19 protein-coding genes and 1 tRNA gene are annotated in these 21,636 nt (G+C 40.2%); 16 read left to right on the plus strand and 4 right to left on the minus strand.

Going from position 1 to position 21,636, the window contains the following annotated elements:
• Nucleotides 1–150 precede the first annotated feature (150 nt).
• Together AACU98_RS08430 and AACU98_RS08435 are read right to left on the minus strand one after the other, a co-directional pair.
• Nucleotides 151–420 carry a type II toxin-antitoxin system RelE/ParE family toxin gene (locus AACU98_RS08430; RefSeq protein ID WP_161735822.1) on the minus strand — a complete coding sequence of 90 codons (270 nt, stop codon included), beginning with the start codon at nucleotides 418–420 and terminating at the stop codon, nucleotides 151–153.
• Nucleotides 421–669 carry a hypothetical protein gene (locus AACU98_RS08435; RefSeq protein ID WP_004253075.1) on the minus strand — a complete coding sequence of 83 codons (249 nt, stop codon included), beginning with the start codon at nucleotides 667–669 and terminating at the stop codon, nucleotides 421–423.
• Between the two features lie 173 nt (nucleotides 670–842).
• On the opposite strand from AACU98_RS08435, the gene rep reads away from it, so the two are divergent.
• Nucleotides 843–2,864 carry a DNA helicase Rep gene (gene rep, locus AACU98_RS08440; RefSeq protein WP_161735825.1) on the plus strand — a complete coding sequence of 674 codons (2,022 nt, stop codon included), beginning with the start codon at nucleotides 843–845 and terminating at the stop codon, nucleotides 2,862–2,864.
• 74 nt (nucleotides 2,865–2,938) lie between these two features.
• On the opposite strand, the gene gppA is transcribed toward rep, so the two are convergent.
• Together gppA and rhlB are read right to left on the minus strand one after the other, a co-directional pair.
• Nucleotides 2,939–4,447: a guanosine-5'-triphosphate,3'-diphosphate diphosphatase gene (gene gppA / locus AACU98_RS08445; protein ID WP_004246357.1), complete on the minus strand. Its 1,509-nt coding sequence runs from the start codon at nucleotides 4,445–4,447 to the stop codon at nucleotides 2,939–2,941.
• 3 nt (nucleotides 4,448–4,450) lie between these two features.
• Complete coding sequence (rhlB, locus tag AACU98_RS08450; protein ID WP_004249672.1) at nucleotides 4,451–5,749, minus strand: ATP-dependent RNA helicase RhlB; 1,299 nt, start codon at nucleotides 5,747–5,749, stop codon at nucleotides 4,451–4,453.
• Between the two features lie 119 nt (nucleotides 5,750–5,868).
• Between rhlB and trxA the strand changes: the two genes are divergently transcribed.
• From trxA to AACU98_RS08525, 15 genes are all read left to right on the plus strand, one after another.
• Complete coding sequence (gene trxA, locus AACU98_RS08455) at nucleotides 5,869–6,195, plus strand: thioredoxin TrxA (RefSeq protein ID WP_004246355.1); 327 nt, start codon at nucleotides 5,869–5,871, stop codon at nucleotides 6,193–6,195.
• Between the two features lie 561 nt (nucleotides 6,196–6,756).
• Nucleotides 6,757–8,016, plus strand: a complete 1,260-nt coding sequence (gene rho, locus AACU98_RS08460; RefSeq protein WP_004246354.1) for a transcription termination factor Rho — start codon at nucleotides 6,757–6,759, stop codon at nucleotides 8,014–8,016.
• A gap of 394 nt (nucleotides 8,017–8,410) precedes the next feature.
• Nucleotides 8,411–9,502 (plus strand): UDP-N-acetylglucosamine--undecaprenyl-phosphate N-acetylglucosaminephosphotransferase, encoded by a 1,092-nt coding sequence (gene wecA / locus AACU98_RS08465; protein WP_004246352.1) that lies wholly within the window; start codon nucleotides 8,411–8,413, stop codon nucleotides 9,500–9,502.
• A gap of 23 nt (nucleotides 9,503–9,525) precedes the next feature.
• Nucleotides 9,526–10,584: an ECA polysaccharide chain length modulation protein gene (gene wzzE, locus AACU98_RS08470; protein ID WP_004249670.1), complete on the plus strand. Its 1,059-nt coding sequence runs from the start codon at nucleotides 9,526–9,528 to the stop codon at nucleotides 10,582–10,584.
• A gap of 130 nt (nucleotides 10,585–10,714) precedes the next feature.
• A complete protein-coding gene (gene wecB / locus AACU98_RS08475) occupies nucleotides 10,715–11,845 on the plus strand; it encodes a non-hydrolyzing UDP-N-acetylglucosamine 2-epimerase (RefSeq protein WP_161735827.1) in 1,131 nt (376 codons plus the stop codon).
• Nucleotides 11,842–13,104 carry a UDP-N-acetyl-D-mannosamine dehydrogenase gene (gene wecC, locus AACU98_RS08480; RefSeq protein WP_004246348.1) on the plus strand — a complete coding sequence of 421 codons (1,263 nt, stop codon included), beginning with the start codon at nucleotides 11,842–11,844 and terminating at the stop codon, nucleotides 13,102–13,104. The genes wecB and wecC overlap by 4 nt, the downstream gene beginning before the upstream one ends.
• Complete coding sequence (gene rffG / locus AACU98_RS08485) at nucleotides 13,095–14,168, plus strand: dTDP-glucose 4,6-dehydratase (protein ID WP_017628776.1); 1,074 nt, start codon at nucleotides 13,095–13,097, stop codon at nucleotides 14,166–14,168. The genes wecC and rffG overlap by 10 nt, the downstream gene beginning before the upstream one ends.
• An 18-nt stretch (nucleotides 14,169–14,186) precedes the next feature.
• A complete protein-coding gene (gene rfbA, locus AACU98_RS08490; protein ID WP_004249667.1) occupies nucleotides 14,187–15,068 on the plus strand; it encodes a glucose-1-phosphate thymidylyltransferase RfbA in 882 nt (293 codons plus the stop codon).
• Nucleotides 15,046–15,759 (plus strand): dTDP-4-amino-4,6-dideoxy-D-galactose acyltransferase, encoded by a 714-nt coding sequence (gene rffC, locus AACU98_RS08495; RefSeq protein ID WP_004246344.1) that lies wholly within the window; start codon nucleotides 15,046–15,048, stop codon nucleotides 15,757–15,759. The genes rfbA and rffC overlap by 23 nt, the downstream gene beginning before the upstream one ends.
• A 1-nt stretch (nucleotide 15,760) precedes the next feature.
• On the plus strand, nucleotides 15,761–16,891 hold the full coding sequence (gene rffA, locus AACU98_RS08500; RefSeq protein ID WP_004246343.1) for a dTDP-4-amino-4,6-dideoxygalactose transaminase: 1,131 nt from the start codon (nucleotides 15,761–15,763) through the stop codon (nucleotides 16,889–16,891).
• A gap of 1 nt (nucleotide 16,892) precedes the next feature.
• Complete coding sequence (gene wzxE / locus AACU98_RS08505) at nucleotides 16,893–18,149, plus strand: lipid III flippase WzxE (RefSeq protein ID WP_004246342.1); 1,257 nt, start codon at nucleotides 16,893–16,895, stop codon at nucleotides 18,147–18,149.
• On the plus strand, nucleotides 18,146–19,231 hold the full coding sequence (locus tag AACU98_RS08510) for a TDP-N-acetylfucosamine:lipid II N-acetylfucosaminyltransferase (RefSeq protein WP_004249664.1): 1,086 nt from the start codon (nucleotides 18,146–18,148) through the stop codon (nucleotides 19,229–19,231). Before wzxE ends, AACU98_RS08510 begins: the two co-directional genes overlap by 4 nt.
• Nucleotides 19,228–20,592 (plus strand): ECA oligosaccharide polymerase, encoded by a 1,365-nt coding sequence (gene wzyE / locus AACU98_RS08515; RefSeq protein WP_004246340.1) that lies wholly within the window; start codon nucleotides 19,228–19,230, stop codon nucleotides 20,590–20,592. Before AACU98_RS08510 ends, wzyE begins: the two co-directional genes overlap by 4 nt.
• Nucleotides 20,592–21,329, plus strand: a complete 738-nt coding sequence (gene wecG / locus AACU98_RS08520) for a lipopolysaccharide N-acetylmannosaminouronosyltransferase (protein ID WP_004246339.1) — start codon at nucleotides 20,592–20,594, stop codon at nucleotides 21,327–21,329. The genes wzyE and wecG overlap by 1 nt, the downstream gene beginning before the upstream one ends.
• Before the next feature lie 225 nt (nucleotides 21,330–21,554).
• Nucleotides 21,555–21,631: transfer RNA gene (locus AACU98_RS08525), tRNA-Arg, on the plus strand.
• The last annotated feature ends 5 nt before the right edge of the window (nucleotides 21,632–21,636 follow it).

A 21,636-nucleotide genomic window follows, 5' to 3' on the forward strand; every position in this document is an offset into this window, starting at 1 on the left:
GATTCAGACATCAGTCTGAACGCAGTAGGGATCCACGTCCTTTAGGGCGTGGAGGATGTCAATATCTTGAAATAGATAGTTTAGAAAAATAAGTGCTAAATATATTTTAAAAAGATAAAACCACATATCTATCAATTTGATATGTGGTTTTTATTTAAATAAATCAGAATGTGAGCCAGTTCTGTCAAAATGAACAGTATCATTGTCTATTTTATAAATAAGTAGCCAATCAGGTTCGATATGAAGATCTCGACGAGGCTTCCATTTTCCTGTTAATGGATGATCTTTCAATTGAGCAGGTAGTCGTTTTCCTTGCACTAATAGTAATATAATCTCTTTTAGTTTATTAATATCCTTTCCTCGCTTTTCTGCGAGTTTTAAGTCTTTTTTAAATTGTCCTGAATAACTCACTTTTCGCATTTAGATATCCAATTTTTTGAATAAATCATGGGCATCTTCAGCATAAAAAACATCATCACCTTTATCTGTTTTTGCAAAAGTGTTTAATGTTTTTTCATTTGGTTGTGTTTGATTACTTTCCACATAAACTCGAATGAGATCTCTTAAGATTTGAGAGGCTGGTCTGTGTTTATTTCGAGCTATTGCAACAAAAGCCTCTTTGAGCTCTATATCAACTTTAGTGGCTATTAATTCGCTTTTTATACTCATAATATACACCTCCATATTTGTTTGAATATTATACAAAGTAAAACTTTATTAAACAAGGTTAAACTTCCTTTAACTAGAGAAATAAAGCTCAAAAAACTGAACCATTTTCCTATGCGCTTTCTGCTACAATGACTCCCCCGTGATATTCTTGGTTAATGAAGTTTGGAAAAAGTATGCGATTAAATCCCGGTCAGCAAAAAGCAGTTGAATATGTGTCAGGTCCTTGTCTGGTCTTGGCGGGAGCCGGCTCGGGTAAAACACGAGTGATAACCAATAAAATTGCTTATCTTATTCGTCAATGCCGTTATTCTGCTAAGCAGATTGCTGCGGTGACTTTTACCAATAAAGCGGCGCGTGAAATGAAAGAGCGTGTTGCTCAAACATTGGGAAAACAAGAGGCGAAAGGATTAATGATCTCGACCTTCCATACATTAGGATTGGAGATTATTAAGCGAGAATACAAAGCATTAGGCATAAAATCCAACTTTTCTTTGTTTGATGATCAAGACCAATCCGCATTATTAAAAGAATTAACGGTAGATTTATTAGAAGAAGATAAAGATTTGCTATCACAGTTAAAGAGTCAAATCTCTAACTGGAAAAATGACATGCTCACACCTGAGCAAGTGATTGGTAGAGCACAATCGCAGCAAGATCATACTTTTGCCGAGTGCTTTCGACGTTATGAGCAACATTTACTAAGCTGTAATATATTGGATTTTGATGACTTAATCAGTAAGCCTACCTTGCTATTACGTACTAATGAAGAAGTAAGGGCGCGCTGGCAACAGCGTATTCGTTATCTGCTGGTGGATGAATATCAAGATACCAATACAAGCCAATATGAGTTGGTGAAATGGTTAGTGGGTGAAAGAGCCCGTTTCACTGTGGTGGGGGATGATGATCAGTCTATTTATTCATGGCGTGGTGCGCGTCCCCAAAATCTGGTGCTATTGCAAAAAGATTTCCCACAGCTAAATGTGATCAAACTGGAACAAAACTATCGCTCATCAGGGCGTATTTTAAAATCAGCTAATATTTTAATTGAAAATAATCCCCATGTATTTGAAAAACGGCTGTTTTCAGAATTAGGTTATGGGGATGAGCTACGAGTATTAACCGCTAATAATGAAGAGCATGAAGCTGAGCGTGTAGCGGGGGAACTGATTGCCCATCATTTTATTAATAAAACTAATTATAAAGATTACGCAATACTCTATCGAGGTAATCACCAGTCGCGTATTTTTGAAAAGTATTTGATGCAAAATCGCATTCCTTATCGCATTTCGGGTGAAACCTCGTTTTTTTCCCGTGAAGAGATCAAGGATATTTTGGCTTACTTAAGAGTGATCACTAATCCGGATGATGATGCTGCATTCTTACGTATCGTCAATAAGCCTCGTCGTGAAATAGGCCCGATGACTATCCAAAAGTTGGGGGAGTGGGCTAAAGTCCGTGATAAAAGCTTATTTAATGCCTGTTTTGACTTGGGATTAAGCCAAACGTTAACAGGGCGAGGTTTAAGTGCATTACAGGCTTTTTCACAGTGGATGGCGCGAATTGTACAACAATCAGAGCGTGAGCCTTTGCTCGCTGTACGTGATTTGCTTCATGAAATGGATTATGAAAGTTGGTTATATGAAACCTCTAGTAGCGCGAAAGCGGCTGAAATGAGAATGAAAAATATTAACCAGCTTTTTTCTTGGATGAGTGAAATGCTTGAGGGGGATGAGCTACATGAACCCATGACGCTCTCTCAAGTGGTCAACCGTTTTACTCTGCGCGATATGATGGAGCGTGGCGAAACCGATGAAGAGTTAGATCAAGTGCAATTAATGACACTTCACGCCTCAAAAGGACTGGAATTTCCACATGTTTTTCTGGTTGGCATGGAAGAGGGGATCTTGCCTCATCAAAGTAGTATCGATGAAGATAACGTTGAAGAAGAGCGGCGTTTAGCTTATGTCGGTATTACTCGAGCACAAAAGACATTAACTTTCACATTATGTAAAGAGCGACGTCAATACGGTGAATTAATTCGTCCAGAGCCCAGTCGTTTTCTATATGAATTGCCTCAAGACGATCTCCATTGGGATACCAATAAAAAGAAAGTGTTAAGTGCTCAAGAAAAGCAAGAAAAAGGGCAAAAAGGGGTCGCTGGGCTTAAAGCGATGTTGGCGAGACATAAACCTTAGCTGTCTGTCAGTAAAAAATAAAATCCCTTACTTGCATGATAAGTAAGGGATTATTTTGAATCAGGTTAGACGTTTTAACCTATGCGTGAGTTATTTTGCTCTTCAAGCATTAATGGCCAATGGACGTAGCTTTGTAACTGTATCTCTTCATGAAGATTTTCCGCACGTAAAGGATGTTCAGCGATCCATTGATGTGGCAAGGTAATGATTAATTTTTCATCTTCAGTACGTAAACGCAGTGCAGGTAAAGTATCATCACGACGACGACTGGCAAAAATAATTGCTAGGCGAAGTAAACGTACCAAGCGGTATGCTTGATTTATCGGTAGCGCATTTTGCTGATTCAAAGGTGCGAGATCGATAATCCCCTTCTGATTTCTTAAAAATGAGGCGATTAAACGTCGTTGCGCGGGTGTATAACCAGGTAAATCAAGGTGAGAAACTAAATAACTGGCATGTGAAGGCGCTTGGCGAAAATCAACACTTAAGCCGATTTCATGTAAGGCACAAGCGCTGGAAAGTAGCTCTCGACAGCGATTATCTAATTGCCAACTTTTACTGACTTGAATGAAAAAATGCTCTGCTAATTGTTGAACACGATGGGCTTGCTCAATATCAATTTGGAAACGGCGCTGAATATTACGCAAAGTACGTTGACGAATATCTTGCTCAATAGGTAAATGCAACATACCGTAGACTAAGCCTTCACGTAGTGCACCACCGGCTAAGATCATATTTTCAATATGCAGGGTTTCAAAAATAGCGATCAGAATGGCTAATCCGCTAGGGAAAACAAGCGCTCTTTCGAAAGTAAGGCCTTCGATTTCTAACTCTTCAAGCTTGCCACACTCAATGGCTTTTTGTTTCAGTCGCTCTAATTTAGGTAAGGTAATTAATTCATCCATTCCTTGAGCAATCATGATCTCTTGTAATGCTTGAACGGTGCCCGATGCCCCCACACAAACTTGCCAACCTTGTTGGATAAGTTTTTCTGCCACAGGTGCAAGGATAGCTTTTGCTGCCTGTTGTGCTTGAGCAAAGTTTTCTTCTGTTAATGAGCGATCGCTAAAATAGCGCTCTAGCCATGTTACACAACCCATGCTCAAACTCATTAGCTGTGTTGTTTTAGCCCCCGTACCGGTGACTAATTCTGTGCTACCGCCACCAATATCTACCACCAAGCGCTGTTCTGCACCACCCGTTGTATGGGCAACACCACGATAGATAAGGCGTGCTTCTTCCTCACCACTGATAACATGAACCGTATTGCCTAATATTTCAGACGCTTTAGCGACGAAAATATCTGCATTTTTAGCAATACGTAAGGTCGCAGTTGCAACGACTCGGATTTGTTCTGCGGGAATATCTCTGAGATATTCAGAAAACAGTCGCAAGCATTGCCAACCACGCTCCATAGCCTGCTCTGACAGCTCGTTTTCTTTATTTAGGCCAGCAGCAAGTCTGACTTTACGTTTAACGCGAGATAATACTTGGATAGATCCCGCGATTTCACGAACGACTAACATATGAAAGCTGTTAGAGCCTAAATCGATAGCAGCATAAAGTGATGAGGATTTCAGCATAATTTATGAGTGACTCGGGCGTTTATTACGGTTATTACGTTGAGTATTATTTCCTCTACGAGGTGCCGAATTATTACGACGAGGCTGACCTTGACGAGGACGATGACGACGTTTTGGCTCAGGTAAATCAGTTAATAATGCATCACTGTTATATTTACTAACAGGAATAGCATGTTGAATATAGGTCTCAATCGCCGGTAAATTCAACGCGTATTCTTCACAGGCTAAGCTAATAGAGTTACCACTTTTACCCGCACGTCCAGTTCTACCTATACGGTGTACATAATCTTCACAGTCATCAGGTAAATCATAGTTAAAGACATGTGTTACAGAAGGTATATGAAGACCACGAGCTGCAACATCGGTTGCCACAAGAATATCAATATTACCTTGGGTAAAATCTTCTAGGATACGCAGACGTTTTTTCTGTGGCACGTCACCTGTTAATAGACCTACGCGGTGTCCATCTGCGGCAAGATGCGCCCAAATATCATCACAACGATGTTTGGTGTTAGCAAAAATAATACAGCGCTCTGGCCACTCTTCTTCAATTAAGGTTTGCAGAAGACGCATTTTTTCTTCATTAGAAGGATAGAACAGCTCTTCTTTTATGCTAAACCCAGTTTTTTGTTCAGGTTCAACTTCTACATATTCAGGGTTATTCATCTGCTCGAAAGCTAACTCTCTAACACGATATGAGAGTGTGGCGGAAAAGAGCATATTCATACGCTCTGCGGCATTTGGCATGCGACGGAATAACCAGCGAATATCTTTAATAAAGCCCAGATCGTACATTCTGTCTGCTTCATCAAGTACGACAACTTGAATAGCGTTAAGATTAATGTGACCTTGTTTTACATAGTCAATTAAACGGCCCGTGGTACCGATAACGATATCTACACCGTTATTTAATACTTTAAGTTGTTCGTCATAGCCATCTCCACCATAGGCTAGACCCATTTTAATACCAGTGCTTTGTGCTAAAGGTTGTGCATCTGTATAAATTTGCACAGCTAATTCGCGCGTTGGCGCCATAATCAGTGCACGAGGTTGATTCTTTTCATGCCCTTCTTTTGCAGGGTGAGTTAAAAGATAATGAAACGTCGAGGTTAAAAACGCCAACGTTTTTCCTGTTCCTGTTTGGGCTTGCCCAGCAATGTCATGACCTTTCACAGTGATAGGTAACGTCAATGCCTGAATTTGTGTACAATTAGAGAACCCTTTTTTCTCAAGGGCTTCTATCACTTTTGGATGCAAGGCGAAGTCGGAAAACTTCTTTTCTGTCAAATATGTTTTGCTCATAATGTAATAGAATATCAGTTATAGGTTGCATTACAAAAGGATATCCGCTGAAATGCTGATAGTCTTTTGTTATTTAATGTTACACTGGTACGGTCAATATTATTCTTTGGAGTAGAACAATGAGCGATAAAATCCTTCACTTATCTGACAACACATTCGATGTTGATGTATTACAAGCAACCGGCCCCGTGCTCGTTGATTTCTGGGCTGAATGGTGCGGCCCATGTAAAATGATTGCTCCTATTCTAGATGAAGTTGCAACAGAATACGCGGGTAAATTAACAGTTGCGAAGCTAAATATCGATGAAAACCCTGCGACAGCACCAAAATACGGTATTCGTGGTATCCCTACACTGATTTTATTCAAAAATGGTGCAGTTGCTGCGACTAAAGTTGGTGCATTGTCAAAGACTCAATTAAAAGAGTTCTTAGACGAAAACATCTAATTTGATTTAAAGCACCAAAATAACGAAGGACGTTTAGATCTTGTTGGTATTTCTGTTACTGACCGCTAGACGTCCGCTTCGAAGCATGATAAGTTAGCGCCACTTACTTACATAATATAGCGGATTTTATTGGTCATATGATATGACATGGTTAATAAGTCTGAGATATTAAATATCAGGTTCAGATTGTTAGAGCTTTGATATAAACTATTTGAATATTGTATTTGAATAAACTATAAGTAATCTGAATTCATCTAACCAGTCCGGTTGTCTTAGAATAATCTATAGTATTCAAGGAATATAATTTTTCTATATATGTTCCTAACCCATAACTGAAAGTACAATCATCTTGTTACGGCAATGGATGTCACTTTCTGGGGACAGTGTTGTGACTGGTCTATATAGCATTAACATGCTTTCTAACATTATCACGATGTTTATACTGATGTTATAAAGTAGTAATCTGTAATTTTACACATGACGAAACTGACAGCGATTCGCTGTTATACTATTCACGTTCATAGTTCGAGAGTTACCCCGAGTTATTAAGAACCCACCATTATGAATCTTACCGAATTAAAAAATACGCCGGTATCAGAACTGATAGCACTTGGCGAAAATATGGGGCTAGAGAACCTAGCTCGAATGAGAAAACAAGACATCATTTTCTCTATCTTGAAGCAACATGCCAAAAGTGGAGAAGATATTTTCGGTGATGGAGTGCTGGAAATACTACAGGATGGCTTTGGCTTCCTACGTTCCTCAGACAGTTCCTACCTTGCTGGCCCAGATGATATCTATGTTTCTCCAAGTCAAATCCGTCGTTTTAACCTTCGCACTGGTGATACCATAGCAGGGAAAATTCGCCCACCTAAAGAAGGTGAACGCTATTTTGCCCTCCTTAAAGTGAATGAAGTTAACTTTGACAAACCAGAAAACGCCCGCAGTAAAATCCTCTTTGAAAACTTAACACCATTACATGCTAATAACCGCTTACGTATGGAACGTGGTAATGGTTCTACCGAAGATTTAACTGCCCGTGTACTCGACTTGGCTGCACCTATTGGTCGTGGACAACGTGGTTTAATCGTTGCCCCACCAAAAGCGGGTAAAACAATGTTGCTACAAAATATTGCGGCCAACATTGCTCATAACTATCCTGATTGCGTATTAATGGTACTTCTTATTGATGAACGTCCTGAAGAAGTCACAGAGATGCAACGTTTAGTTAAAGGTGAAGTTATTGCCTCTACCTTTGATGAGCCAGCATCTCGTCATGTGCAAGTAGCGGAAATGGTTATTGAGAAAGCCAAGCGTTTAGTAGAACATAAAAAAGACGTTATCATTTTATTAGACTCTATTACTCGTTTAGCCCGTGCTTATAACACCGTAGTACCTTCTTCAGGAAAAGTATTAACCGGTGGTGTGGATGCGAACGCGCTACATCGTCCAAAACGTTTCTTCGGGGCTGCTCGTAATGTAGAAGAAGGTGGTAGTTTAACCATTATTGCGACTGCATTGGTTGATACTGGCTCTAAGATGGATGAAGTTATCTACGAAGAGTTTAAAGGTACAGGTAATATGGAATTACACCTGTCGCGTAAGATTGCAGAAAAACGAGTATTCCCAGCAATTGATTACAACCGTTCAGGAACACGTAAAGAAGAATTACTGACATCGCAAGATGAGTTACAAAAAATGTGGATCCTGCGTAAAATTATCCATCCAATGGGTGAGATTGATGCAATGGAATTCCTCATTAATAAATTAGCGATGACAAAAACAAATGAAGAATTCTTCGACTTTATGAAACGCTCATAAAGTGTTATTACAAAATTGAGAGAGACAACAAAAAAAGAAAAAATTGTGTTGATGATAGAAAAATAAGTGATATCACACCAATTTAGAGGTTGTTAAACTCATTTACTTTGTGTAATTAACGATATGATAAAAACGCCACAAGTCAGTGGCGTTTTTTTTACATTGGACTTAGGTCTTTTATTATCATCGCAAAATGATAATTTGGTATGTATATTGCATATTTATAGTTTTAATAAAAATAGCGATAACATCAATAAAAATAGTTAAGGAAAATTTATTATTGATAAAGGGTGGTGGGTTACTGAGTAAACTCGTCGTGGTACAAGCTGGAGAAAGAATAAAAAACACATGGATGGGTAAATAACCAGCTATATTTATTATAGAGAACAGTACTGTGGATATACTAAAAATGAGCACAAATGTTTTTTACGTGTTCCTATTTTCTTTCGCTTTCCTATTTGTAGCTCGTAAGGTGGCAAAGAAGATTGGACTCGTAGATAAACCTAACTATCGTAAACGACATCATGGGTTGATCCCCCTTGTAGGTGGGATTTCAGTCTATTTTGGTATTGTTTTCGCTTTTTATGTTTCAGATATCTACATTCCTCACAAAGAGCTGTATTTGATTTGTGCGGGGATACTTGTTTTTATCGGTGCGCTTGATGATCGTTATGATATCAGTGTCAAAATCAGGGCAACTATCCAAGCGTTAGTGGGTATTGCTATGATGGTATTCGGTGGTTTAAAACTTGAATCACTTGGTCATGCTTTTGGGCCTTGGGATATGCATTTAGGGCCTTTTGGTTATATCGTCACGCTATTTGCTGTTTGGGCTGCAATCAATGCCTTTAATATGGTGGATGGTATTGATGGTTTATTAGGCGGTCTTTCTTGCGTTTCGTTTGGTGCGCTGGGTATTTTACTTTACCAAAGTGGAAGCTCTGCACTTGCGTTTTGGTGCTTCTCATTTATTGCCGCGATTTTACCTTATATCATGTTAAACCTTGGTGTTTGTGGTAAAAAATTTAAAGTCTTTATGGGCGATGCGGGAAGTACGCTAATAGGCTTTACTATTATTTGGCTATTAATTTCCTCTACTCAAGTTGATCCTCATCCAATCAATGCGGTTACTGCATTATGGATCATTGCTATTCCTCTTATGGATATGGTGGCAATTATGTACCGCCGTTTACGTAAAGGAATGAGTCCTTTTTCACCAGACCGTCAACATATCCACCATTTAATTATGCGAGCAGGTTTTACCCCTCGCCAAGCTTTTGTTTTGATCACGCTTGCAGCCGCGGTGTTGGCCGCTATTGGTATTATTGGTGAAAACTTATCTTTTGTACCAGAATGGGTAATGTTGGCATTGTTTTTGCTTGCTTTTGTTATGTACGGTTATTGCATTAAACGCGCGTGGCGAGTCGCTCGTTTTATTAAACGATATAAACGTCGCCTACGTAAAGCGACACAACTTAAGCATTAAATAAGCAGAGGTCTTTTAACGTGATGAACTCGGAAAATAACGTCTCCCGACAGGGGTTTTCACCCGATAATGAACTCGATATTCGAGGTCTTTGTTGTGCACTATGGTCAGGAAAACGCTGGATAATAGGGTTCGCGCTGCTTTTTGCGCTGATTGCATTAGGGGCATCTTACTTGATGCAACCTAAATGGAGCGCTATTGCGATGACAGAGAGACCTACTGTGAATAATTTAGGTAGTTATTATTCTCAGTCTCAGTTCTTACGTAATCTTGATACGCAAATTAATCCGTCTGTGACTGTTTCTCAGTTAAGTATCCCTGATGAAGCTTATCAAGAGTTTGTAACACAGATTTCAGCTTTTGATACACGACGTGAGTTTTGGCTGCAAACGGATTATTACAAACAACGTAAAGAAAATGATGCGCAAGCAGACGCGGCATTATTAGATGAGCTCATCAATAATATTCAATTTACACCGGCTGATGAGAAGAAATTGGTTAATGATCAATTGAAACTCATTGCTGAAACGGCCAACGATTCGAGTCAACTGCTCAATGAATATATCGCTTTTGCGAATAAACGTGCCGCAGAGCATCTAAATGAAGAAGTGATTGCCGCATGGGCAACTCGAACACAATCGATGAAAGCCTTAGTGAAACGCCAAGAAATGGCCGCTCAAGCTGCTTATCAACGACAAATTAATTTACTCAAACAATCGATTAAAGTTGCTGAGAAACAAGGTATTTCTCAAAAACAGACCTCGATTGCGATAGATGAATTACCGGATTCGAAGCTGTTTCTACTCGGCGTGCCTTTATTGCAATCACAGTTAGAAACATTAATGGCAACAGGACCAGATTTTGATAGTGATTATGATCAAAATACGGCAATGTTATCCACCCTCGCGGTAGGTGCTAAATTACAAGATAACTTCCAAACTTACCGTTTCTTACGTACACCTGAAGATCCTGTGAAACGAGATAGTCCTCGCCGTGCCTTTATGATGGTGCTTTGGGGCGCTATTGGTGTTTTAGTGGGCGCGGGTGTGGCATTAGTCAGACGTAGTTCATTAAAAAAATAATCATTATTACCTTTTTATCATTTTAATAATAACGAGACATCAGGTGTATTTTCACCTGATGCCCCTGAGAATAAGGGCATATTGCTTTCCCAAAAATAAGCAATATAACAAAGAAAAAAAGAGAGCCACTGTGAAAGTGTTGACTGTTTTTGGCACACGCCCTGAAGCGATCAAAATGGCACCTTTAGTGCACGCTTTAGCAAATGATGATTCGTTTGAGGCGAAAGTTTGTGTTACGGCCCAACATCGAGAAATGCTTGATCAGGTATTAAATCTTTTCGAGATCAAACCAGATTATGATCTCAATATTATGAAACCAGGACAAGATTTAACAGATATAACCTGTCGCATTTTAGAAGGTTTAAAACCTGTTCTAGCGTCATTTCAACCTGATGTTGTGTTAGTACATGGTGATACAACCACCACCATGGCGGCAAGCCTTGCTGCTTTTTATCAACAAATCCCCGTCGGTCATGTTGAAGCGGGATTACGTACCGGTAATCTCTATTCTCCTTGGCCAGAAGAAGCGAATCGGACAATTGCCGGCCATTTGGCGATGTACCATTTTGCTCCCACTGAAACTGCAAAGTTAAATCTGGTGCGAGAAGCGGTTGCGGATAAAAATATTTTTGTTACCGGCAATACCGTTATTGATGCGCTATTTTGGGTTAGCGAGCGAGTGATGGGAAATCAAACCCTGCTCGATGAACTTGCTGTGCAATATCCCTTTATTCAGCCAGAAAGAAAGATGATCTTAGTTACGGGACATCGCAGAGAAAGCTTTGGGGGTGGTTTTGAGCGCATTTGCCAAGCATTAGCAGAGATTGCATTGGCTCACCCCAATGTTGAAGTTGTCTATCCTGTTCACTTGAATCCTAATGTAAGTGAACCCGTAAAGCGTATTCTGCATGGAATTAATAATATTAAATTAATTCAACCGCAAGATTATCTGCCTTTTGTTTATTTAATGAACCACGCTTACCTTATTTTAACTGATTCAGGTGGTATTCAAGAAGAGGCGCCTTCATTAGGTAAACCTGTTCTTGTTATGCGCGATACAACAGAGCGCCCTGAAGCAGTTGAAGCCGGTTCTGTGCGTTTAGTAGGTACAGATACTAAACGTATTGTTAGCGAAGTAACCTCTTTATTGACAGACGAAAACGCATATCACCAAATGAGTAAAGCAACAAATCCTTATGGTGATGGTCATGCCTGCCAACGTATTCTTGAAGCATTGAAAAATAATCAGGTGACATTATGAGTTTTGAAACTATTTCTGTTATCGGCCTCGGCTACATTGGATTACCAACAGCGGCAGCTTTTGCCTCTCGTAAAAAAAGTGTTATTGGTGTGGATGTTAACCAACACGCTGTTGATACCATTAATAAAGGTCAAATTCACATCGTTGAACCTGATCTGGATAAAGTGGTAAAACAAGCCGTTGAAGAAGGGCATTTAAAAGCCTATACCACACCACAACCCGCAGACGCTTACCTTATTGCAGTTCCAACCCCCTTTAAAGGCGAACATGAACCCGATCTGGCTTATGTTGAAGCCGCTGCGCGTTCAATAGCACCTGTACTTAAGAAAGGTGATTTGATTATTTTAGAATCAACCTCACCCGTTGGAACAACAGAACAAATGTCACAGTGGCTTGCGCAGGCTCGTGAGGATTTAACTTTCCCACATCAACAAGGTGAAAATGCCGATATTGATATCGCTTATTGCCCTGAGCGTGTATTACCAGGACAAGTGATGGTTGAACTTATCCGCAATGATCGTGTTGTGGGGGGCATGAACCGTAAATCATCAGAGCGTGCCAGCGAGTTATACAAGATTTTTCTTGAAGGTGAATGTGTTATCACTAATGCCCGTACTGCAGAAATGTGTAAGCTAACAGAAAATAGCTTCCGTGACGTGAATATTGCATTTGCTAATGAGTTATCCCTGATTTGTGCCGACCAAGATATTAATGTGTGGGAGCTAATCAGTTTGGCTAATCGTCATCCTCGCGTGAATATTTTACAGCCGGGTCCTGGTGTCGGTGGACACTGTATTGCCGTTGATCCTTGGTTTATCGTGTCTCAAAATCCTAAACAATCACGCTTAATTCATACTGCCCGTTTGGTCAATGATGGCAAACCTGTATGGGTTATCGATCAAGTTAAAGCCGCTGTGGCGGATTGTTTAACTGAAACCGGTAAACGTGCTAACGAGATCAAAATTGCCTGCTTTGGTTTAGCCTTTAAACCTAATATTGACGATTTACGTGAAAGTCCAGCAATGAATATCACCCAACAAGTTGCTAACTGGCATAGTGGGAAAACATTTGCCGTAGAGCCAAATATTCATGAATTACCGACAAAATTAAAAGGTATCACTGAATTAGTCTCTACAGAGCAGGCATTAAAAGAGGCGGATATTGTTTTAATGTTAGTCGACCATCAACAGTTTAAAGCGATACCTGGTAGCCAAGTTACCCAAAAATGGATTGTCGATACAAAAGGAGTATGGCGTTGAGACGTATTTTAGTCACAGGCGGCGCCGGTTTTATCGGCTCCGCGGTTGTTAGACATATTATTGATAACACCAATGACAGTGTCGTCGTGGTAGATAAACTGACTTATGCGGGAAATTTAGAGTCACTTGCCCCAGTGGCAAACAGTGAACGTTACGCGTTTGAACAGGTTGATATTTGCGATCGCGCTACACTTGATAGTTTATTTGCGCAATATCAACCAGATATCGTGATGCATTTAGCCGCGGAAAGCCATGTTGACCGCTCTATTGATGGGCCTGCAGCGTTTATTGAAACTAATATTGTTGGTACTTACACCTTATTAGAAGCTGCACGTCATTTCTGGTCAGTATTACCTGAAGATAAAAAAGCGGCATTTCGTTTCCACCATATTTCAACTGATGAAGTGTATGGCGATTTAGAAGGAACGGATGATTTCTTTACTGAAACGACACCTTATGCACCAAGTAGCCCTTATTCAGCTTCTAAAGCATCCAGTGACCACCTTGTACGAGCATGGTTGCGTACCTATGGCTTGCCAACATTGATCACCAATTGTTCAAATAACTATGGCCCTTATCATTTTCCTGAGAAATTAATCCCGCTGATTATTTTGAATGCAATTTCAGGAAAACCACTGCCTGTTTATGGCAAAGGTGAACAAATTCGCGATTGGCTCTATGTTGAAGATCATGCCCGTGCATTGTATTTAGTGGCAACAACGGCTCAACCGGGTAAAACATATAATATTGGTGGTCATAATGAACGCCGTAATATTGATGTAGTGACAACTATTTGTGAATTGCTCGAAGAGTTGCATCCTAATAAACCTGCTGGTGTGGCGAAATATGTTGATTTAATTACCCATGTAAAAGACAGACCGGGTCACGATCTACGCTATGCTATTGATGCCGCTAAAATTGCAGCAGAGTTAGGTTGGAAACCACAAGAGACCTTTGAGTCAGGTATTCGTAAGACGGTATTGTGGTATTTAAATAACCAAACTTGGTGGCAACGAGTACTAGATGGCTCTTATGCAGGAGAGCGTTTAGGACTGGGTGATTGATTACGTGAAGGATAAATGATGAAAGGTATTATTTTAGCGGGTGGCTCTGGTACACGCTTACATCCGATAACGAAAGGGGTATCGAAACAGCTGTTACCTATCTATGATAAACCCATGATCTATTATCCGCTCTCAGTACTTATGTTAGCGGGAATTCGTGATATTTTGATTATCACCACTCCTGATGATCTTACCTCATTTCAACGTTTATTGGGTGATGGCTCTGCATTTGGTGTCCATCTGCAATATAAAGTTCAGCCATCTCCTGATGGCTTAGCTCAAGCCTTTATTTTAGGGGATGAGTTTATTGGTGATGAGCACTGTTGTTTAGTCTTAGGCGATAATATCTATTTTGGTCAAGGGTTTAGCCCCAAACTAAAACAAGTTGCTCAACGTCAGCGGGGCGCAACAGTATTTGGTTATCAAGTGATGGATCCGGAGCGCTTCGGTGTTGTTGAATTTGATGATGATTTCAAAGTGCTGTCAATAGAAGAAAAACCTCAACAGCCTAAATCGAATTGGGCGGTCACTGGGCTTTATTTCTATGATAACCGCGTGGTTGATTTTGCGAAAAAGGTGAAACCTTCTGTTCGTGGTGAGCTTGAGATAACCTCGATTAATCAGATGTACCTTGAGTGTGGTGAGCTTAATGTGGAGCTATTGGGACGCGGTTTTGCTTGGTTAGATACGGGGACTCACGATAGTTTAATTGAAGCCAGTACTTTTGTACAAACCGTTGAAAAACGTCAAGGTTTTAAAGTGGCGTGTCTGGAAGAGATCGCTTGGCGTAATGGTTGGTTAACTGACGAACAAGTCAGAGAAAGCGCAAAATCACTCGCCAAAACAGGTTATGGCCGCTATCTATTGGATTTATTACATGTCCGTCCTCGCCAATATTAATTATCTTGAGTGGGAGAGCGATTTTTTCTCCCTCAATACAGGCCGTCTTGAGTTTAGTGCTCAAGCGCCTGTTTTAACACAAGATAGGCTTGAGCAATTTACGGTTGTTCATGCCAAAGTTGCTTCCTATGATCTTCTACTGATTGATAACTTAACGCAATTAGGATTTCAATTCGCTGAAGGTGAAATAGATTTCAAATTGCCAATTGGCACAGAAAATGCTTGTGGAAATATTGCTGAAATACATTTTCGCACAGCCAATGAAACTGATATCCCATTATTAATGACAACGGCTTCTGCGGCTTTTGTACAAAGTCGCTTTCGAGCGCCATGGTACCAAGAAGGTGATAGCAGCCGTTTTTATGCATTATGGGTAAAAAAAGCGGTTTTAGGCACTTTCGATGATAGCTGTTTATTGACGATGGATCGCGAAAATAAGGTTACAGGGTTTGTAACATTACGTCGGATTTCTGAGAGTGAAGCAAGAGTGGGATTACTTGCTGTAATGCCCAATAGAACAGGACAAGGCATTGGTAAGCAACTGATGTCGGTGGCGAAGTATTGGTGTCAACAGCAAGGTCTATCAACCCTCTATGTTGCAACACAAATTAGCAATATTGCAGCTTCGCGTTTATATACACAAAGCGGTGCTTTAATTGATAGCACTACTTATTGGTTATACAGGGGATAATATGATTCCGTTTAATAAACCACCCGTTGTTGGCACAGAATTAGAGTATATGAAACAGGCGATGGAAAGTGGCAAGCTCTGTGGTGATGGCAACTTCACAAAAAAATGTGAAAAGTGGTTAGAAGAACAATTTCATTGTCATAAGACGCTGTTAACACCTTCTTGTACAGCATCGTTAGAAATGGCGGCTATCCTTCTGGATATCAAACCCGGCGATGAAGTGATTATGCCGAGTTTCACTTTTGTTTCGACTTCGAACGCCTTTGTTTTACGTGGTGCAACTATTGTGTTTGTAGATATTCGTCCAGACACCATGAACCTTGATGAAACAAAAATTGAAGCGGCGATTACGGAGAAAACGCGTGCGATAGTGCCCGTTCATTACGCAGGTGTTGCCTGTGAAATGGATACCATTATGGCGATCGCCAAAAAGCATAACCTGTTTGTCGTTGAAGATGCTGCGCAAGGGGTAATGTCGACTTATAAAGGTAAAGCCTTAGGAACTATCGGTCATATTGGTTGCTATAGCTTTCATGAGACGAAAAACTATTCATCAGGTGGTGAAGGTGGGGCAACACTGATTAACGATCCGGCTTTAATTAATCGTGCGGAAGTGATCCGTGAAAAAGGCACCAATCGTAGTCAATTTTTCCGTGGGCAAGTTGATAAATACACTTGGCGTGATATTGGCTCTAGCTATTTGCTGTCTGATTTGCAAGCCGCTTATCTTTGGGCGCAACTCGAACAAGCCGATAAAATTAATGAACGTCGTTTAGCATTCTGGCAAATCTATTACGATGCATTAACGCCGTTAGCCGAACAAGGTTTGTTAACATTGCCTGTTGTACCAGACGGTTTAGAGCATAATGCCCATATGTTCTATATTAAACTTAATGATATAGAGCAGCGTACGGCTTTTAATGAGTATATGAAAGCACAGGGCGTCTTAACAGTATTCCACTATGTATCACTGCATACGAGTCCTGCCGGAATGAAGTTTGGTCGTTTTGATGGTAAAGATATTTTCACTACACAAGAGAGTGAACGCTTGGTGCGCTTACCGATGTTCTACAACATGACTGAAGAAGAGCAGCAAACCGTTATTCATCATATTCGTCATTTCTTTGCTTGATATGTCGTTAGCTAAAGCTTCAATTTGGACAGCTGGGTCAACCTTGATAAAAATCGGGGCTGGCCTGTTGGTCGTAAAGTTATTGGCGGTCTCCTTTGGTCCCTCCGGAGTGGGACTTGCGGGTAACTTCCGCCAATTAATTACCGTTCTTGGTGTACTGTCAGGGGCGGGTATTTTTAATGGTGTAACAAAATTGATTGCGCAATATCAAGATGATGCAGTACAACGCAAAAATGTGTTGGGTACATCATCATCAATGATATTGCTGTTTTCTACACTACTTGCCATTTTATTTCTTATTTTTACCACACCAATTAGTCGCGTTTTATTTGGTGATGACTATCTGCAATATCTAGATATTGTCAGAATGGTTGCCTTTATTCAGATGGGGATTGCCTATGCCAACTATTTTCTGGCGATATTAAAAGGTTATCGAGATGCATCTGGAAACGCTTTAGCGATTATTGCGGGAAGTTTAATTGGTGTTATTGCCTATTATCTCTGTTATCTCGTTGCAGGTTATCATGGTGCATTAATTGGCTTAGCTTTAGTACCTGCACTGATTTTATTGCCAGCGATGGTTATCTTAATAAAACGTAAGCGCTTTGCTCTCAGTGAATTAAAACCAAGTTGGGATAAGGCTATCGCTAGTCATCTTGGTAAATTTACCATTATGGCGCTACTGACTTCTATCACTTTACCCGTCGCTTATATCATGATGCGTAACTTGTTAGCAGAACATTATAGCTGGGATGATGTTGGCATTTGGCAAGGAGTTAGCAGTATATCGGATGCTTATCTACAATTTATTACAGCATCATTTTCTGTTTACTTATTACCCACACTTTCACGATTAACGCAAAAAAGTGAGATAGCTAAAGAGATAACCAAGTCACTGAAATTCGTCTTGCCAGCGGTGGCAGTGGCTAGTTTTATGGTTTGGTTATTGCGAGATTTTGCCATTTGGTTGCTATTTTCTGAAAAATTTATCGCTATGCGAGAGTTATTTGCTTGGCAACTGGTTGGTGATGTGTTGAAAGTAGGGGCTTATGTTTTTGGCTATCTGGTGATTGCAAAGGCTGCTTTGCGTTTTTATATTCTGACAGAAGTGAGCCAATTTGCCTTATTAACGCTTTTTTCACGCTGGCTTATTCCTGAACATGGTGCCTTAGGTGCAGCTCAAGCCTATATGGCAACCTATATTATTTACTTCCTTCTCTGTAGTTCTGTTTTCGTGATTTATTGCAGGCGCAAATGACAACTTTGATTTACGTACTAGGTTCAGACATTGTGCATCATAACAACACAATGTTACGCTTTTTTAACGACCACCTCGTGACTGAGGCGGCATTAACGTATAAACCTCGTTTTATCGTTGCCAGTAAAGATAACTCGTTATCATCACTTTATCCTCATTTAGAGATTGAGTGTTTAGCGGATAAAAAACAAGTCGCGCAGAGAGTGGTAGCATTAGCTAAAGCAGATAGAAAACAACGTTTTCTATTTCTGGGGCAATTTAATGCGCCTATTTGGCTTGCTTTATTGATGGGCAAAATTAAACGCCATCAATTCTGGTGGCATATTTGGGGTGCTGATCTTTATCAGGATGCTAAGCAATTAAAATTTAGACTGTTTTATCTATTGCGTAAACTTGCGCAAAAACGGGTTGGACGTGTGTTTGGTACACGGGGTGATCTAAATTATTTTGCTCAATCAAATGTTAATATCCCCGCGAATTTGCTCTATTTCCCAACAAGAATGGATCCGGCGCTGACGCTTACAGAAAAGAAGGCCGTTGATCCTCAGCATATTACTATTGTATTAGGTAACTCAGGCGATAAATCTAACCGCCATATCGATGCTTTAAATGCGATTGCTGAACAATTTGGTCATAAAGCAAAAGTGATCATTCCTATGGGATATCCCGCTAATAACGAGGATTATATTCAGCAAGTATCTGATGCAGCGACAAACTTATTTCCAACAGAACACGTTGAGATATTACGACATAATCTTGCCTTTGATGATTATCTCGCACTCTTAAAAACCTGTGATTTAGGTTATTTTATTTTCCAACGTCAGCAGGGTATTGGTACGTTATGCCTGTTGATCCAATTTGGGATCCCTTTTGTGATTAGCCGTCAAAATCCATTTTGGCAAGACTTAACAGAGCAAAGTGTTCCCGTTTTCTTCTCTGGTGATAAACTTGATGTGGCGTTAATTGAAGAAGCGCAACGTCAATTATTGCTACTGGATAGGAAGAATATTACCTTCTTTGCACCTAATTTTATCCAAGGTTGGAAGCAATTGATTGAGATGAGCACAGGAGACACCCAATGACATTGGCGCAATTGGGGGGGTTAACCCTTGTCTACTTTATCTCGTTGGGGTTTATTTTATTACTGACCTACCAAGAGTTTCGTCGGGTACGCTTTAATTTTAATGTCTTCTTTTCCATGCTTTATTTGCTGACATTCTATTTTGGCTTTCCATTAACTTGTTTATTAGTCTTTCAGTTTGATGTGGCAGTTGTTCCTGTCGATGCCTTATTACACGCTCTATTAGCCGCTACTAGCTTTTATGCGATTTATTATGTCACTTATAAGGTAAGGCTAAGAAAAGCCTCTAGCGAGCCTTCTAGGCCGTTATTTACGATGAATCGGGTAGAGACCAACCTAACTTGGATACTGTTAGCGTTAATTGCTATCGTCACTGTGGGCATATTTTTCTTACAAAATGGCTTTTTACTCTTTAAGTTGAAAACATATAGCCAAATTTTTTCAAGCCAAGTATCAGGTGTGGCGCTAAAACGCTTTTTCTATTTTTTTATTCCTGCAATGCTGGTGGTCTATTTCTTAAAGCCCACACAACAACGTTGGCTTTTTTTCCTTTGTGCGACGGTCGGCTTTGGTATTTTGACCTATGTTATCGTCGGGGGAACACGCGCAAATATCATTATTGCGTTTGCACTATTTTTATTTATTGGCATCGTACGTGGTTGGATAACCTTATGGATGTTAATTGCTGCAGGTGTGATGAGCATTGTCGGTATGTTTTGGTTAGCACTAAAACGTTACGGGCTTGATGTCAGTGGTGCCGAAGCTTTTTATACCTTTTTATATCTGACTCGCGATACCTTCTCTCCTTGGGAAAATCTTGCATTATTGTTGAATAATTACGACAAAATCGAGTTTCAAGGACTCGCACCTATTATTCGCGATTTTTATGTGTTTATCCCTTCATGGGTTTGGCCACAAAGACCAGATGTCGTACTAAATTCAGCAAACTATTTTACTTGGGAAGTGCTTAATTATCATGCAGGACTTGCCATTTCACCAACGTTAATTGGCTCCTTGGTGGTGATGGGGGGCGTTGTATTTATCCCCTTAGGCGCGGTGGTTGTTGGGCTTATTATTAAGTGGTTTGATTGGCTCTATCAGCAGGGTTTAAATGAACACAATCGCTACAAATCTGCCATTCTTCAAGCATTTTGCTTTGGTGCTATTTTTAACATGATTGTTTTAGCGCGTGAGGGCGTTGATTCGTTTGTGTCTCGCGTGGTCTTTTTCTGTTTAGTATTTGGTGCCTGTTTAATTGCAGCCAAACTCCTGTATTGGTTATTTGAAAGTGCAGGATTAGTTCGTCACTATGTTATTAATCAAGTGCGCAATAAACCTCGTTTAGAACAAAAGGAAAAGTAATGGATACAAATTCAATTCCGAAGTATTCCATCCGTGGGCACAATATCTGGGGATTTAAAGATATGGCGCATTTTTTGGATTATCTTTATCAAGGTGCGCAAATTAAAAGTGGCTCTTTAATTGCGATTAATGCAGAAAAAATCTTAACCGCAGAAACAGATAAAGGCCTAAATCAGTTATTAGATGAAGCGGATTATTTGTACGCCGATGGCATTAGTGTTGTTCGCGGCATTCGACGTAAATATCCTGATGCACAAGTGTCTCGTATTGCGGGAGCCGATTTATGGGAAGCTTTAATGGAGCGTGCCGGGAAAGAAGGCACACCGGTCTTTTTGGTTGGTGGCAAACCTCAGGTATTGGCGCAGACGGAAAGTAAATTAAAGGCACAATGGAATGTGAATATTGTCGGTAGCCAAGATGGTTACTTTACGCCACAAGATAGAGATGCACTTTTTGAACGTATCAAAGCTTCTGGGGCAAAGATTGTGACCATTGCCATGGGCTCACCTAAGCAAGAGCTATTTATTCGTGCTTGTCGGCAAGTACACCCAGACGCGTTATATATGGGCGTAGGTGGTACTTACGATGTTTTTACAGGGCATGTTAAGCGTGCGCCAAAAGCATGGCAAAATTTAGGCCTAGAGTGGTTATATCGTTTACTGTCACAACCTAGTCGGATCAAGCGCCAATTTAAGTTATTAAAATTTGTTGGTTATTACTATTCCAATAAATTGTAAGTTGCGTGAGTATTTTTTGTCGGCAATAAGTGTTAAATAGCAAAAATCGCAATCTTTACTGGTATCTTGATTGTTTGATTATTATACTAATGGGGCGTTGAGTGGGTAAAAACGCTCCATTTATCGACGAAATGCACAAACTATCGTCAAACAAACTTTTTTTTTCAAAAAGCACTAGACAGACAGTGCGTAAATCCGTACTATCCTCTCCCGCAACGGCGTGAAGCGCCCGTAGCTCAGCTGGATAGAGCGCTGCCCTCCGGAGGCAGAGGTCTCAGGTTCGAATCCTGTCGGGCGCGCCATTAAA

It is taken from the genome of Proteus sp. G4380 (assembly GCF_963885725.1).
In the GTDB taxonomy this organism is placed as follows: Bacteria; Pseudomonadota; Gammaproteobacteria; order Enterobacterales; family Enterobacteriaceae; genus Proteus; species Proteus mirabilis.